The sequence below is a fragment of the Aeromicrobium sp. PE09-221 genome, assembly GCF_002174305.1.
Lineage (GTDB): Bacteria > Actinomycetota > Actinomycetes > Propionibacteriales > Nocardioidaceae > Aeromicrobium.
On record NZ_MIJB01000007.1, the window covers coordinates 122,178 to 137,049 of the forward strand.

The following is a 14,872-nucleotide window of genomic DNA, read 5'->3' on the forward strand; positions in this document are numbered from 1 at the left end:
ACGCACGATGTGCTTCGACGGTTGCTGGGACGACCACACCGGCACATCTTCGGGGGACGCCCGGGGCGAGCGAGAGTAATGTCGGACCATGGTCCGCGTGCTCGTCGTCGCCGATGAAGAGGTGTCTGCCGCACGCCCGCGAGCGCTGCGGCTCGGCGTCGATCTGCTGCTCTCGGCGGGCGATCTTCCGTGGGACTACCTCGCCATGCTCGCTGCGGCTCTGCAGGTGCCGGCGGCCTTCGTGCCGGGCAACCACGATCCGATCGACGGCGAGGACGCCCCGGCGGGTTTCCTACCGGCCGATGACCAGGTCCTCGAGATCGCGGGACTACGCATCGCGGGACTCGGCGGTTCGGTCCGCTACAACGACGGCCCGCATCAGTACACGCAGGAGCAGTACCGGACCCGGGCTCGGCAGCTCGCCGCGTCAGCCGGCGGTCCGGTCGACATCCTGCTGACCCACGCACCGCCGGCGGGCCTCGGGGACGAGTCCGATCCGGCGCATCGGGGCATCGAGGCACTGCACGATCTGCTCGAGGCCCTCGTCCCCACCTGGCACCTGCACGGTCATATCCATCCGTACGGCATGAGCAAGCCCGACCGGCAGGTCGGGGGCACCACCGTGCGCAATGTCATCCCCTGGACGGTGCTGGAGGTCGAGCCGCGCGCGGCCGATCCCGCCGCCACCGAGAGACGACGCAGCGCCTGACGAGGAGATTCTCATGGTGAGCAGTTCGGGTTCCCCCCGCGTCGACGCCGAGAGCGACTTCATGCGCGCCCGTCGGCATCAGGTCCTGTCATCGCTCGCGGCGCGGATGCGCGGTGACTCCGACACCACCCAGACGATGTCCTTCGACGATGTGGTCTCGGCTCTGGGCCGCCGGGCCGAGCATTACGCCGGCACGAAGGTCATCCCGCTCGATGCGATCGTCGGCTCCGTGGACCGTATGCGCGACTTCGATCGCCGGTTCCGGCCGACCTCGGCCCGCAGCAGGCAGCGTTGGGAGCGCCTGGCCCGGGCCAGTCGGACGGGTGAGGAGATCCCCCCGATCGACGTCTACCAGGTGGGGGACTACTACTTCGTGCGCGACGGTCACCACCGTGTCTCGGTTGCGCGCAGCATGGGTCTCAAGGTGATCGAGGCCCGGGTGACCGCGATCGACACCTTCCTGCGGCCGGTCGGTATCGACGGGCGAGATGACCTGGAGCGCAAGCACTGGCGCCGGATCATGCTCGAACGCGTGCCGTTCACGGGTGAGGCGCGCGCCGCGGTGGCGGTCGACGAGCCGACCGACTACGGCGTCATCGCCGAGACGGTCGAGGCGTGGGCAACCCGCACGATGCACGCCGAGGGCGCCTATATGGACAAGAAGACCATGGCGGAGCGCTGGTACGCCGAGGAGTTCGTGCCGGTGCTGGAGATGATCGAGGAGGCCGGGGTGCGCGGACCCGACGAACGCCCGGCGGCGGCATATCTGCGGGTCGCCTGTGAACGTTATCGCCTCATCCGTGAGCACGAGTGGAGCAACGAGGTCATGGAAGCCGTCCGCGGCAACTCCCGCCGCCGTCCCCGTTGAGTGTGACGTTTGGACGGCAAAAACGACGTCTTTGCCGTCCAAACGTCACACTCAACGGGTTCCCGTCACAGGCCGACGGTGAGGTTCTCTCCGGTGGAGGGGTCGAAGATGTGGATCTTGTCGGTGTCGATCGAGAGCTTCGCCTCGTCGTCCTCGCGGACCTGGCTCGCCGAGTCCAGCGACACGACCAGCTGCGTGCGCAACGAGTCGCTGTCGGCCTCGCGGGCCAACTCGCGCAACTGGTCCTGGACTTCCGGCTCGGCATCGTAGGGCACGTAGGCGTACTGCTGGTCGCCGAGCCACTCGCGGACGTCGATGTGGGCGTCGAAGGTCCGTGCCTCATCGACATCGGCCTGCACCGCTGCATCCTCGAAGTGCTCAGGACGGATGCCGGCCATCAACAGCCCCTTGCCCGCCGTGCGTTCGGCCTTGTCGGCCGGGAGCGGGAAGGTGCCGAAGGGCAGAGTGATCTGATCGCCCTCCACGGTGGCCGGCAGGAAGTTCATGGGCGGCGAGCCGATGAAGCCGGCGACGAAGAGATTGGCCGGTTGTTCGTAGAGCTCGCGAGGGGAGGCGAGCTGCTGCAGTACACCCTTCTTCATGACCGCGACCCGATCGCCGAGGGTCATCGCCTCGGTCTGGTCATGGGTCACGTAGACCGTGGTGATGCCGAGCCGCTTCTGCAGCCGGGAGATCTCGGTGCGCATCTGCCCACGCAGCTTCGCATCGAGATTGGACAGCGGCTCGTCGAAGAGGAAGGCCTTGGCATCGCGCACGATCGCGCGACCCATCGCCACGCGCTGACGCTGGCCGCCCGACAGATTGGCGGGCTTGCGGTCCAGATGTTCGTCGAGGTCGAGCGTGCGGCTGGCCTCGCGGACCTTCTCGTCGATCTCCTTGCTGTCGAGCTTGGCGAGACGCAGCGGGAAGGCGATGTTCTCGTAGACCGTCAGATGCGGGTACAGCGCGTAGTTCTGGAACACCATCGAGAGATTGCGATCGCGGGGAGCGAGATCGTTGACCCGCTCGCCGTCGATGAGCATGTCCCCCGAGGTGATGTCCTCCAGTCCCACGATCATCCGCAGCAGCGTCGACTTGCCGCAGCCTGAGGGCCCGACCAGGATCACGAACTCGCCGTCCGCGACATCGATGCTCACGTCGTTGACGGCCGGGTAGCCGTCTCCGTACTTCTTGACGATGTTCTTCATCTCGATGGCTGCCATGAGCTCAACCCTTCACTGCGCCGGCGGTGAGACCGGCGACGATCTTGCGCTGGAAAAACAGGACCAGGAGGACGATGGGCACCGTCGCGACGACGGCGCCGGCGGCCAGCAGCGATGCCGGCCGGTTGAACGGATCGTCGCCGACGAAGAAGGACAACGCCGCCGGGATGGGACGGGCCCGCTCGGTGGAGGTGAGCGAGATGCCGAAGACGAAGTCATTCCAAGCGAAGAAGAAGGTCAGGATCGCAGCGGTGAACACGCCGGGCGCCGCCAGCGGGACGATGACCCGCCGGAAGGCCTGCCAGGCGGTCGCACCGTCGACCTGTGCGGCCTGCTCCATCTCCCAGGGGATCTCGCGGAAGAAGGCCGAGAGGGTCCAGATCGCGAGCGGCAGTGTGAACGACATATAGGGGATGATCAGGCCGATCCACGTGTCGTAGATGCCGAGCGTGCGCCACATGTCGAACAGCGGGCCGACGAGGGACACCACCGGGAACATCGCGATCACGAGGGCGGTGGTCAGGACGAACTTCTTGCCCTTGAACTCCAGTCGCGCCACGGCATACGCCGTGAGCGTCGCGATGACGACCGAGAGCAGCGTGGCGATGAGGCAGATGCCGATGGAGTTGAAGATCGCCTGGCGGAACTGGTCGTCCTTGACGACATCGACATAGTTCTGCCACCCGGCGCCACCGCCGCTGCTGGGGAAGAAACCGGGACTGCCGTTGGTGACGGCCTCCTGGCTCTTGAAGGACAGCGAGATGATCCACGCCACCGGCAGTAGGCACCAGACGAGGATGAGGATGAGACCGACCGCGGTCCCGATTCGGCTGAGCGTGTCGTTGCGCATGATGCTCACCCCTGCCTGGCGGCCGACAGATCGACGCGGAAGAGCTTGACGATGCCGAAGGCGACCACCAGCACCGAGAGGAACAACAGGACCGAGAGCGCCGATCCGATGCCGAGCTGGAACTGCTCGATCACCTGGCGGTAGGTGAGGAAGGAGATCGACTCCGTCCCCTGGGCGCCGTTGGTCATGACGAAGATGTTGTCGAAGATGCGGTAGGCGTCCAGGGCCCGGAAGAGCACGGCGACCATGATCGCCGCCCGCATGTTCGGCAGGATCACGCGCCACAGCCGCTGCCACCAGGTCGCACCGTCCACCTTGGCGGCCTCCAGCATGTCCTCGGGCACCTGGGCCAGTCCCGCGAGCAGCAGCAGGGCCATGAAGGGCGTGGTCTTCCAGATCTCCGAGACCATGATGGCTGCCATCGCGGACCAGTAGTCCCCGAACCAGTTGAAGTCGGGGTTCATGAACGGGATCCAGCTGTTGACGAAGCCGTTGGTATTGGAGAAGGCGAACTGCCAGGCGAAGCCCGAGACGACGGTGATGATGCCGTAGGGGATGAGGATGGAGGTCCGGACGAGGCCGCGGGCGAAGATCAGCTTGTGCATCACCATGGCGAAGGCGAAACCGATCACCAGCTCGAAGAAGACCGTGACCACCATGATGAACACGGTGTTGGCGGTGTCGCGCCAGAACAGCTGATCGCTCAGCGCGGTGAGGTAGTTCTGAAAGCCCACGAAGGTCCGGTCGTCCGGCGCCGTGAGGGTGTAGTCGAACATGGAGAGGTACAGCGCCCGCAGCATCGGGAACGCCGTGACGAGCAGCATGAGGGCGATGGCCGGGGCGACGAGCTTGATCGCGAGGCGATTCTCGGCCCGGGACTTGTCCGAGGTGCGAGCCTCGCGTCTCGGCTTCGTCGCGGTTTCGGCGGTGGTGGTCACAGTAGAGCCTCCCCTCGCAGGACCGCCTTCAAGAAGGCGGCGGAACGCTCAGGTGTGGTGTCGGGATTGACGCTCGACGGCGGGTGCCAGCGAGACTGGATCGCATTGGAGATCTGACTGTAGAAGGCGCTCTTGGGGCGCGGCCCCGCCTCATCGATACTCTCCCGGAAGAGCTCCAGCAGGTCTGCGGGGAAGGCTTCGGCCAGTTCTGGCGTGTCGTAGACGGACTCGCGGGTGGGTGCGAAGCCGTCGTTGACCGCCAGAGCGGTCTGGGCCTCGGGACTGGCGACGCAGAGCGCCGCCTCCTGCGCGAAATCGGGGTATTCGGTGAAGGCCCCGACGCCGATCTCGATGCCGCCGATCGGGGGCTTGGACTCCTCGCCCTCGACGGTCTGCGGGTAGCGCGCCCATCCGAGGTCCTCGAAGGCCTCGTCATCGGCCGGACCGCCGGGCTGGCCGACGAGTCCCTGGTAGTTGGAGTAGACGAAGGTCCAGTTGACCATGAACGAGCCGGGGCCCTCGGCGGGGAACATCCGTCCCAGGCTGGTGCCCTCATTGGAGGTGCTGAGGTCCGGCTGGGCCGCGCCCGAGTCGACGAGCTTCTGGATGACGGCCGCCGCGTCCTTGCCGGCCTGGGAGTCGATGGTGACCGTGGCGTCGCGGCCGTCCTCCACGGTGTCCGGGTCGAGGATATCGCCTCCCGCGCCCTGGATCATCGCGTTGATCCACACGACATAGGCCTCATAGCGGTTGGCCTGGACCCCGACGGTGCCGCCCTGGTCGGCCGCGGCATCGATGACCTGATCCCACGTGACGGGTTGAGACATGTCGAGCCCGGCCGCCTCTGCCAGCGACTTGCGGTACCAGAGCACCTGCGTGTTCGCCCACTGTGGGACGGCGACGACCTGGTCGTTCCACTGGACGATGTCGGCGGGGCCGGCGAGCACGTCCTCCAGAGCTTGATCGGCGAGATCGTCCTCGAAGGGGAGGATCCACTCGGCATTGGCGAACTCGGGCACGAACACCGGGTCGAGGCTCATGAGGTCCATCGAGGAGTCACCCGCGGCGAGGCGGCGCGCGAGCTGGGTGCGCTGGTCGGTGGCGCTCGACGGCAGTGCCCGGATCTGGATGTCGTAGTCGTCGGTGCTGCAGTCCTCGGCGAGCTGGGTCAGGGTCTCCTGCCCATCGGGATTGATGTACCACGTGAGCGTCGGCGTGCCGCTGTCTCCGCCGCAGGCGGCGAGGAGCGATGCCGCGAGGGTCGCGCAGGCCGCGGCCCCCAGCGTTCGGCGGAGTACGGCCCCCTTACGCCTCATATCCTGCGTCCCATCGAATCGCCCCTTAGGTCGTCCGTGAACCGTCACCCGTGATCCTGTGACCGGCGCCACAGCGGATTCTCAACTTAGGAGAGAACTCGCAGAGCCGCAACTCCTCAGGTGCCGTGGGCGCGGCGGGCCCAGACCGTGGTGTCGGGAGGGACCCGGTCGCCGTCGTGCGTGCCGCTGGATACGAGGACAGTGAGGTGATCGGGCAAGGGAAGATCGGCGGCACCGAGATTCGCGATGACCACCGTGTCGAGTTCCCCGGAGCTGATCTGGAAGGCCACGACGTCGTCGCCCTGTCCGTCGATCCAGGAGAGCCCGCCGCGACCCATCGCTCGGCTCCGACGCAGTAACAGGAGCTTCCGGTAGAGCTCCAGCGTCGACCCCTCGGTGCCGTCCTGCCGATCGACGGCGAGGGGGCCGAACTCGTCCGGCTGGGGCAGCCAGGAATCGTCGCCGGGGCCGAAACCGAAGGACGGCGCGTCCGCGGACCAGGGGAGGGGAACGCGGCAGCCGTCGCGGCCGCGATCGGTGTGGCCGGAGCGTTCCCAGGAGGGGTCCTGGCGGGCGTCATCGGGCAGGCGTGTCACCTCGGGGAGCCCGAGCTCCTCGCCCTGGTACAGGTACGCCGACCCGGGCAGCGCGAGCATCAGGGCGGTCGCGGCGCGTGCGCGGCGCAGCCCGAGCTCGGTATCGGGTTGGGGGTCGTCGGCGCCGATGCCGGGCATCCGGGCGAGTCCTGGCCGCTGGGGATAGCCGAAGCGCGAGGCATGCCGGACGACATCGTGGTTCGAGAGCACCCAGGTCTGAGGGGCGCCGACCGTCTCCGTCGCCTCGAGCGAGTCCGCTATCGAGTACCGCAGGTCCGCGGCGATCCAGGGGGTCATGAGATAGCCGAAGTTGAAGGACTGGTGCAGCTCATCGGGACGTACGTACCGTGACAGCGCCGCAGAGGGTTGCACCCAGGCCTCCGCGCAGAGCACGCGGTCGGCATCGTCTCCCCAGACATCCACGAGGTCCTCGGAGTACTCGTCGACGATGCTCCGCCAGCGTCGGTAGATGTCGTGGACGCCGGGCTGATCCCACATCGGCAGCAGCGTCGTGGTGTCGACATGGGGGTCGATCGATAGATCCGCATCGGGCAGCCCCTCGGCCTTCACCAGGCCGTGGGCGACATCCACCCGGAAACCGTCGACGCCCCGGTCGAGCCAGAATCGCAGGATGCTCTCGAACTCCTCATGCACTTCGCCATTCGTCCAGTCGAAGTCCGGCTGGGACGAGTCGAAGAGATGCAGGTAGTACTGGCCGGGCCGGCCGTCGGGCTCGGTGACGCGCGTCCAGGCCGGGCCGCCGAAGTTGCTGACCCAGTTGTTCGGCGGTCGTTCTCCCTGCTCGCCGCGGCCGTCGCGGAAGACGTACCGGGCCCGCTCGGGACTGCCGGGCGCGGCGGCGAGCGCGGCACGGAACCACGCATGCTCGCTGGAGGAGTGATTGGGTACGAGGTCGACGATCACCCGCAGTCCGAGCCGGTGAGCACGGTCCAGCAGCGCATCGATGTCTGCGAGCGTGCCGAACAGCGGGTCGACATCACGGAAGTCCGCGACATCGTAACCGCCGTCGTTCTGCGGTGAGACATAGAAGGGGGACAGCCAGACGGCATCGACCCCGAGGTCTCGCAGATGTTCCAGACGGGACGTGATGCCAGGTAGGTCGCCGATCCCGTCCCCGTCGGCATCGGCGAAGGATCGGGGATAGATCTGGTAGATCACGGCGTCGCGCCACCAGGGCGAGGTGCTCATGCGGTCCTCCGGCAAGAGAAGAGGCGTCCAGATTAACCATCGTGTCTGCGGACGCGGGCCGCTAGTCTGCTTCCTGACAGTGATGTGGATCACCGTCGCCGGACTCCGCGCCGGATCACCGAAGGAGAGCGCTCATGACTGTGGATGGCTTCCAGGACGAACGCTTCGAGCGCGTCCGGCGTGTGTTCTCCGAGCAGCTCGACTCCGGTGACGAGCTCGGCGCGGCGATCGCGGTGAATCTGGACGGTGAGACCGTCGTCGACCTCTGGGGCGGTCACCGCGATGCCGCACGGACGCTGCCGTGGGAGCGCGACACGATCGTGAATGTCTGGTCCACGACCAAGGAGATCACCGCCCTGGCTGTCCTGATGTGCGTGGATCGCGGACTGATCGACCTCGATGCGCCGGTCGCGCGGTACTGGCCGGAGTTCGCGCAGAACGGGAAGGACGCCGTCACGGTCCGACAGCTGATGTCGCACACCTCGGGTGTCTCCGGATGGGAGCCGCCTTTCGTGGTGACCGATATGTACGACTGGGACACGGCGACATCGCGTCTTGCCGCGCAGGCGCCCTGGTGGGAGCCGGGCACGGCCTCGGGCTACCACGCCAATAATCAGGGTCATCTGCTCGGCGAGGTGATCCGCCGCACCGACGGCCGCATGCTCAAGCAGTTCGTCGCGGAGGAGATCGCCGCCCCGCTCGGGGTCGACCTGCAGATCGGGGCGCGGCCCGAAGACGATGACCGCATCGCGGAGATCGTGCCCCCGCCGCCGCTGCCCTTCGATCTCGAGAGCATGGATTCCGATTCGCCCGTGGTGAAGACCTTCACCGGCCCGGTGGCCGATGCCTCCGCCGCCAACACGACGGCATGGCGTCGCGCGGACATGGGCGCGCTCAACGGACACACCAATGCCCGTGCCTTGGCCCGGACGTTCTCGACGATCACGCTCGGCGGAGCGGTGGACGGTGTCACGCTGTTGTCGCCGGCGACGATCGATCGGATCTTCGAGGAGCAGGCGCGCAATGTCGATCTGGTGCTCGGCGTGCCGTTGCGTTTCGGCATCGGGTTCGCACTGCCCGAGCCCGCTAGCGTGCCGTATATCCCCGACGAGCGCACGTGTTTCTGGGGAGGCTGGGGTGGTTCGATGACGATCATGTTCCTCGACCGCGGCCTCACGCTCTCGTATGTGATGAACAAGATGGCCCCCGGGATCATCGGATCGGACCGCTCGGCGGCCTATGTCGAGGCGATTCTCGCGGCGGATCTCTGACCCTCCGGTCGGGTCCGGGCTCCTGGACTCGTGGGCCTGACGATAGGTTCGGGGCATGACACAGCGCACCCTCGTACTCATCAAGCCCGACGCGGTTCGGCGTGGTCTGGTGGGTGAAGTCCTCTCGCGATACGAAGCCAAGGGGCTGAGGCTCGTGGCGATGGAGCAGCGTTCGATCGATGCGCAGATGGCCGATACGCACTATGCCGAGCATGTCGATCAGGCCTGGTACCCACCGCTGCGCGAGTTCGCGGTGTCCGGCCCGCTGGTCGCGCTCGTGCTCGAGGGTGACGAGGCGATCTCGGTGGTACGCGCGTTGAACGGGGCGACCGATGGTCGCGTCGCGGCGCCGGGCACGATCCGCGGCGATCTGTCGCTCTCGAATCGAGAGAATCTGGTGCATGCCTCGGACTCGGAGGAGTCCGCGGCTCGCGAAATCGCCCTCTGGTTCCCGAATCTCTGACCTCGCGTCCGGCGATGCGGTCGGGGGACGCGAGGCGACGAAGGATGTGACTCTGCGGCTCCTATGGCAACCATCGAGTCACATCCTCCGGTGGCGAGGCAAGAAACGGTCAGGCGGCTGGTCGGCGTTCGAGGGCGTCGAGGGCGAGGAACTCCTCGCGGGTCGGCGCTTGACCGGTCCATCCGCACCGGCGTGCCATCCGCAGCAGCTGGTCGGCCACGACGGCCCGTTCGCGCCGGATCGCGAATGACGTGAACACCAACACGCGGCTGCCTGTGATGGCGACCTCGTTGGCGCGGACCACATCGGCGTCCCAACGGTTCACCGCGCGATGGGGAGCGCCGTGGATCTCCACCGCGAGATCGAGTTCACGCCAGTAGGCGTCGAGGTAATACTGGCCGTCCGCGCCTTTGAGCCGTTGCTGTCTGGTCGGCGGGGGGAGGCCGAGGACTCGCCAGATCCATGTGAAGTCCCGCTCCGGTAGCGACTGGATGCCGCCGAGAGCATCGAGGACCGACTCGACGATCAGCGCCCGATGCCGGCAGGTGCCGCGTCGCTCCAGCGCCGCTGTCACGGCATCGGCCTGCACGAGCCCCTGCTGGAACGCGGCGATGATGAGTACTCGAGCATGACGTTGATGGGCGCTCCAACTGGCGGCGTCGACCAGACTGCGGGCGATGATCGTGCGGCGCGGGGTCCTGGCCACGTGAACGTCCACCCCGAGTTCCAGGCAGGTGCTCCAGTGCAACTCGCTCGGAGGCAGCGCGGTGGGCCGACGTCCCTGGGGGAGCGTCAAGAAGACGCGAGAGTCCTCGAATCCCCTCAAACCATCGAGTTCCAGCCCGGTGAGACCGGAGACGACGGAGCCCGGTGGTGCTGCGAGCCAGGTGGCGGCGATCCGCTCGCGGCGATCGAGCGGACCGTTATGCGTCACCACGACTCGAGCCCATGGCCGTTGCCAGCGACCCGAGTCGATGAGATGCCGGACCTTCGCTCGTCCCCAACGGCGGTTCGCTTCGCTTGCCGGCAACACACTCTCCATGGACGAAGCCTGTCGGCTCCGGGTCGATCTGACCACCGGCCGATGTCGCGGCTGTGGACAACCGAGGATGTGACTCCGCGGTCGCCCTGGCAACCCTGGAATCACATCCTCTGTCGGGGGTGGGACGGAGGATGTGACTCTGCGGCTCCTATAGCGACCGCGAAATCACATCTTGCGTCGATCCTGCGTCGGCACGGGCCGGCCCGTGGTCAGGCGTAGGTCGGAGGCACGAGGTGGTGGACGACATCGTGGAACTGACCGCGCACCTCGTCGGGTAGCCAGACGATGTGGTTCGACTCCGAGGCCATGTCGACGTCCTCCTGCAGGGTCACCGCCTCCGCGACCTGCCGGGGCTGATCGCGACGAACACGCTCCTCCAGCGCCACCAGCGAGATCCGCAGCGTCACGCCGAAGGGATTGGCGTTGACGATGCCGATGCCCCAGAACTGATCCGGGTCGGCAGTGGCCTTCTGGTCCAGGTCGATCATCACGGCCGTGACCTCGTGTTCCAGAGCGGGGTGGTCGATCTCCTCGGCACCGGCCAGCTCGACCTGCACGTGACGGACCTGGTCGGCGCCCTGACCGTCGAAGCGCAGGATGTCGCGCAGAGACCCACCGGCCGGCAGCACGGCACATCCGGCGTGGGAGCCGTTGACGCCTCGTGTGGTGACGTGGGGGAGTTCAATGCCGTACATATTGTGCGGACGGAAGCGCAAGGTGGGCATGACCGAGACCTCGGTGTTGTTGGTGATCGTCAGGCACTGGTCGAGGGATCCGTCGGCGGCGATGGGCACGTAGCTGACGGCGAACGGCTGAGGTGGGCGCTGGCGTCGTCTCACGGCACGAGCCTAGCGGCGGCGCTGCCGTGCGGGACGGCTCGGCGGTATGTCATCAACCCCCACCACCGCCATGACATTGATGACGGCTCGCCACCACACGGTGCGAGAGGCCGGGGGATTTCACGGCCGTGGGCTCACCGCCTACCCTGGAAGGCATGTCCGTCGAGTCCGTCTTCCCACGACTGGAACCCCTCCTGCCGTCGGTGAGCAAGCCCATCCAGTACATCGGGGGCGAGCTCAACTCGACCGTCAAGGACTGGGACGCCGCCCGCGTCCGCTGGGCGCTCATGTACCCGGACGCCTATGAGGTCGGGCTGCCCAATCAGGGCGTCCAGATCCTCTACGAGGTCCTCAACGAGCGCGACGACATCCTCGCCGAGCGCACGTATGCGGTGATGCCCGACATGGAGCGGGTCATGCGCGAGAACGGTATCCCGCAGTTCACGGTTGACGCCCACCGTCCGATCGCGGCCTTCGACATCCTCGGCGTCAGCTTCGCCACGGAGCTCGGTTACACCAATCTGCTCACCGCGCTCGACCTCGCGGGCATCCCGTTGCACGCGGTCGACCGCACCGACGCCGATCCGGTCGTCCTCGCCGGCGGTCACAGCGCCTTCAATCCCGAGCCCATCGCCGATTTCGTCGATGCGGCCGTCCTCGGCGACGGCGAGGAGGTCGTGCTCGCGATCAGCGAGGTCATCGGCGAGTGGAAGGACGAGGGCCGGCCCGGCGGACGTGACGAACTGCTCGCCCGTCTCGCGGCCTCCGGCGGCGTCTATGTCCCCAAGTTCTACGACGTCGGCTACCTGCCCGACGGTCGTATCGAGAAGATCGCCCCCAACCGCGAGGGCATCCCCTGGACGGTCGCCAAGCACACCCTGATGGACCTCGACGACTGGCCTTACCCGAAGAAGCCGCTCGTGCCGTTGGCTGAAACGGTGCACGAGCGGTTCAGCGTCGAGATCTTCCGTGGCTGCACCCGCGGCTGCCGCTTCTGCCAGGCCGGGATGATCACGCGTCCGGTACGCGAGCGGTCGCTGCAGACGATAGGTCAGATGGTCGACAACGGGCTCAAGCAGTCGGGCTTCGAGGAGGTCGGGCTGCTCAGCCTGTCGAGTGCGGACCATTCGGAGATCGGTGATGTCGCGCAGCAGCTCGGTGACCGCTACGAGGGCACCAATACCTCGCTCTCCCTGCCGTCGACGCGCGTCGACGCCTTCAACATCACCCTCGCCAACGAGTTCAGCCGGGGCGGTCGTCGCTCGGGTCTGACCTTCGCTCCCGAGGGCGGCAGCGAACGGCTGCGCAAGGTCATCAACAAGATGGTGTCGGAGGAGGACCTCATCCGTACCGTCGCCGCGGCCTACTCACACGGCTGGCGCCAGGTGAAGCTGTACTTCATGTGCGGCCTGCCGACTGAGACCGATGAGGACGTCCTGCAGATCGGTGAGCTCGCCAAGCGCGTGATCGAGACCGGCCGTGAGGTATCGGGCCGCAAGGACATCCGTTGCACGGTGTCGATCGGCGGCTTCGTGCCCAAGCCGCACACGCCCTTCCAGTGGGCCTCGCAGCTCGATCACGAGACCACCGACGAGCGGCTCCGCAAGCTGCGTGCATCGGTTCAGAGCGACAAGCGCTTCGGACGAGCCATCGGTTTCCGCTATCACGACGGCAAGCCGGGCACGATCGAGGGACTGCTCTCGCGCGGCGACCGCCGCGTGGGGAGGGTCATCGAGGCGGTGTGGCGCGACGGTGGTCGCTTCGACGGCTGGAGTGAGCACTTCAGCTACGACCGCTGGGCGGAGAAGGCGGCCGAGCAGCTTGTACCGCTCGGTGTCGATCTCGACTGGTTCACCACCCGTGAGCGCGACTACGACGAGGTGCTGCCGTGGGATCATCTGGACTCCGGCCTCGACCGTGAGTGGCTGTGGGAGGACTGGCAGGACGCGATCGATCCCGACGGTGCCGTCGAGGTCGAGGACTGCCGTTGGACCCCGTGCTTCGACTGCGGTGTCTGTCCCCAGATGGACCTGGACATCCAGATCGGCCCCACGGGCCAGAAGCTCCTCCCGCTGTCGGTTGTCTGAGCCCTCGAGCTCAGGCTGGGCCCGCAGAGGACCGATGATGATGCATTCGGGTCGTCATAACAGCCGCAATGCATCGTCATCTGTGCGGCGACACGCTTAGATCCGTGACTCGAGGGGGCCGGAACGGGCGATGTAGGTTCCGGCGATGGCGATGATCACGCCGGTGCATGCGAGCATGATCAACGAGGCATTCCAGCTCCCCGTCAGGTCGTGCAGGACCCCCGTGAGGAAGGGGGAGACGGCGCCGACCAGGTAGCCCGGCCCCTGGGTCATCGCCGACAAGGTGCTCGTGCCCGCCGCTGTCCTCGTGCGATAGCCGATCATCGCGAGCACCCAGGTGAAGGCACCGCCGCCCAGCCCCAGCAGCACCGCCCATGCCGCGGGCCCCTGGCTGGGAGCCACCAGGACGCCGAGCCAGCCCATAGTCGTGACGCCGCCGAAGCATAACGGCAGAAGCGGGGTCTGGCCCCAGCGTCGGATGAGCCAGGGAAGGGCGAGCGTCATCGGCATGCCCACGGCCATCAGCAGGCTCAGCATCAGGCCCGCGGTGGTCGCGTCGACGCCTCCGTCCGCGAGGATCTGCGCGAACCACCCGAACTGGGCGTAGGCGCCGCCGGACTGGGCGCCGAAGCACAGCAGCATCGCCCAGGTGAGAGGTGAGCGGATCACTGCGGAAGCCGGGAGACCGCCTGCTCCGCCGATCTTCGTCTTGACATCGTGTCCGATGAGGGTGAGCCAGGGCAGCAGCGTGACGACGGTGAGTGCCGCCCACATGCCGATGGCCAGGCGCCAGCCTCCCGGTCCCTGCGAGACCGGGACGGAGATCAGGGATGAGATCGTGCCGCTGCCCATGAGGGCCGCACCGAAGAGCGCGCTCATCAAGGCGATGCGGTCGGGGAAGTGGACCTTCACGAGGGGCGGGAGGGAGACATTGCCGAGGGCCGCTCCGGAGAGCGCCAGGAAGGACATCGCGAAGAAAAGCGCCGGTCCGTCGGCGAAGGCTCGGAGCGCGAGCCCGACAGCGATCGCGACGAGGGCGAGGATCGTGGTGCGGTGCAGCCCGATCCGGCGCACGATGCTGTCCGTCGCGAGGCCGAAGACCGCGAAGCAGACCATCGGCAGGGTGGTCAGCAACCCGGCCGCGGTGGGGGAGAGGCCGAGATCCTCCTGCAGCGAGCTCATGACCACGCCGGCGCTGCCGACGGCGACGCGCAGATTCAGGGCGAGCAGGATGATCGAGGCGCCGACAAGGACGCGACCGCGGGAGGTGGACATCGGTGCCATTGAACTCCTCGCGTCCGGTTGCAGGGCGAGCGGGGTCGTTACGCTGGAGTCCATGAGCGAGCGCAGCGAGCGACCCATGAGGCTCCTCATGCTGGTATCGGCCTATCGTGGCTCTTTTCGGGCGGTGTCAGCATGAGCGAGCGCAGCGAGCGACCCATGAGGCTCCTCATGCTGGTA

The 14,872-nt window shown here is 67.1% G+C and carries 13 protein-coding genes; 5 read left to right on the plus strand and 8 right to left on the minus strand.

Annotated elements, in window-relative coordinates; translation table 11 throughout:
• Positions 1–88: 88 nt before the first annotated feature.
• Positions 89–709: a metallophosphoesterase gene (locus BHE97_RS04270; protein ID WP_087622778.1), complete on the plus strand. Its 621-nt coding sequence runs from the start codon at positions 89–91 to the stop codon at positions 707–709.
• A gap of 13 nt (positions 710–722) precedes the next feature.
• Positions 723–1,577 carry a ParB N-terminal domain-containing protein gene (locus tag BHE97_RS04275; RefSeq protein WP_087622779.1) on the plus strand — a complete coding sequence of 285 codons (855 nt, stop codon included), beginning with the start codon at positions 723–725 and terminating at the stop codon, positions 1,575–1,577.
• 65 nt (positions 1,578–1,642) lie between these two features.
• Here BHE97_RS04275 and ugpC read toward each other — a convergent pair whose 3' ends face one another.
• The 5 genes from ugpC to BHE97_RS04300 form a co-directional block, all read right to left on the minus strand.
• Positions 1,643–2,800, minus strand: a complete 1,158-nt coding sequence (ugpC, locus tag BHE97_RS04280) for a sn-glycerol-3-phosphate ABC transporter ATP-binding protein UgpC (protein ID WP_087622780.1) — start codon at positions 2,798–2,800, stop codon at positions 1,643–1,645.
• A 4-nt stretch (positions 2,801–2,804) separates the two neighbouring features.
• The gene (locus BHE97_RS04285) at positions 2,805–3,650 is read right to left on the minus strand and encodes a carbohydrate ABC transporter permease (protein ID WP_087622802.1); all 846 of its coding nucleotides are present in this window, start codon (positions 3,648–3,650) and stop codon (positions 2,805–2,807) included.
• A 5-nt stretch (positions 3,651–3,655) separates the two neighbouring features.
• Positions 3,656–4,588, minus strand: coding sequence for a sugar ABC transporter permease (locus BHE97_RS04290; RefSeq protein ID WP_201791307.1), 933 nt, complete (start codon positions 4,586–4,588; stop codon positions 3,656–3,658).
• Positions 4,585–5,904: an extracellular solute-binding protein gene (locus BHE97_RS04295; RefSeq protein WP_087622781.1), complete on the minus strand. Its 1,320-nt coding sequence runs from the start codon at positions 5,902–5,904 to the stop codon at positions 4,585–4,587. Before BHE97_RS04295 ends, BHE97_RS04290 begins: the two co-directional genes overlap by 4 nt.
• 116 nt (positions 5,905–6,020) lie before the next feature.
• Entirely contained in the window at positions 6,021–7,709 is a 1,689-nt protein-coding gene (locus tag BHE97_RS04300; RefSeq protein WP_087622782.1) for a glycoside hydrolase family 13 protein, read from the minus strand.
• Positions 7,710–7,843: 134 nt separating this feature from the next.
• On the opposite strand from BHE97_RS04300, the gene BHE97_RS04305 reads away from it, so the two are divergent.
• Together BHE97_RS04305 and ndk are read left to right on the plus strand one after the other, a co-directional pair.
• Positions 7,844–8,980, plus strand: coding sequence for a serine hydrolase domain-containing protein (locus tag BHE97_RS04305; RefSeq protein ID WP_087622783.1), 1,137 nt, complete (start codon positions 7,844–7,846; stop codon positions 8,978–8,980).
• Between the two features lie 55 nt (positions 8,981–9,035).
• Complete coding sequence (ndk, locus tag BHE97_RS04310; RefSeq protein ID WP_087622784.1) at positions 9,036–9,443, plus strand: nucleoside-diphosphate kinase; 408 nt, start codon at positions 9,036–9,038, stop codon at positions 9,441–9,443.
• Positions 9,444–9,552: 109 nt separating this feature from the next.
• Here ndk and BHE97_RS04315 read toward each other — a convergent pair whose 3' ends face one another.
• Entirely contained in the window at positions 9,553–10,380 is an 828-nt protein-coding gene (locus tag BHE97_RS04315) for a hypothetical protein (RefSeq protein WP_140399958.1), read from the minus strand.
• 314 nt (positions 10,381–10,694) lie between these two features.
• Complete coding sequence (locus BHE97_RS04320) at positions 10,695–11,324, minus strand: hypothetical protein (protein ID WP_140399959.1); 630 nt, start codon at positions 11,322–11,324, stop codon at positions 10,695–10,697.
• Positions 11,325–11,479: 155 nt separating this feature from the next.
• Here BHE97_RS04320 and BHE97_RS04325 point away from each other — a divergent pair, with 155 nt between their 5' ends.
• Entirely contained in the window at positions 11,480–13,411 is a 1,932-nt protein-coding gene (locus tag BHE97_RS04325; protein WP_087622787.1) for a TIGR03960 family B12-binding radical SAM protein, read from the plus strand.
• A gap of 96 nt (positions 13,412–13,507) precedes the next feature.
• On the opposite strand, the gene BHE97_RS04330 is transcribed toward BHE97_RS04325, so the two are convergent.
• Positions 13,508–14,686, minus strand: coding sequence for an MFS transporter (locus BHE97_RS04330; RefSeq protein WP_170931250.1), 1,179 nt, complete (start codon positions 14,684–14,686; stop codon positions 13,508–13,510).
• Positions 14,687–14,872: the final 186 nt, after the last annotated feature.

Coding starts and splice junctions, on each gene's coding strand:
- BHE97_RS04270 (WP_087622778.1), top strand. CDS start 89: ATGGTCCGCGTGCTCGTCGTCGCCGATGAAGAGGTGTCTGCCGCACGC.
- BHE97_RS04275 (WP_087622779.1), top strand. CDS start 723: ATGGTGAGCAGTTCGGGTTCCCCCCGCGTCGACGCCGAGAGCGACTTC.
- ugpC (WP_087622780.1), bottom strand. CDS start 2,800: ATGGCAGCCATCGAGATGAAGAACATCGTCAAGAAGTACGGAGACGGC.
- BHE97_RS04285 (WP_087622802.1), bottom strand. CDS start 3,650: ATGCGCAACGACACGCTCAGCCGAATCGGGACCGCGGTCGGTCTCATC.
- BHE97_RS04295 (WP_087622781.1), bottom strand. CDS start 5,904: ATGAGGCGTAAGGGGGCCGTACTCCGCCGAACGCTGGGGGCCGCGGCC.
- BHE97_RS04300 (WP_087622782.1), bottom strand. CDS start 7,709: ATGAGCACCTCGCCCTGGTGGCGCGACGCCGTGATCTACCAGATCTAT.
- BHE97_RS04305 (WP_087622783.1), top strand. CDS start 7,844: ATGACTGTGGATGGCTTCCAGGACGAACGCTTCGAGCGCGTCCGGCGT.
- ndk (WP_087622784.1), top strand. CDS start 9,036: ATGACACAGCGCACCCTCGTACTCATCAAGCCCGACGCGGTTCGGCGT.
- BHE97_RS04325 (WP_087622787.1), top strand. CDS start 11,480: ATGTCCGTCGAGTCCGTCTTCCCACGACTGGAACCCCTCCTGCCGTCG.
- BHE97_RS04330 (WP_170931250.1), bottom strand. CDS start 14,686: ATGTCCACCTCCCGCGGTCGCGTCCTTGTCGGCGCCTCGATCATCCTG.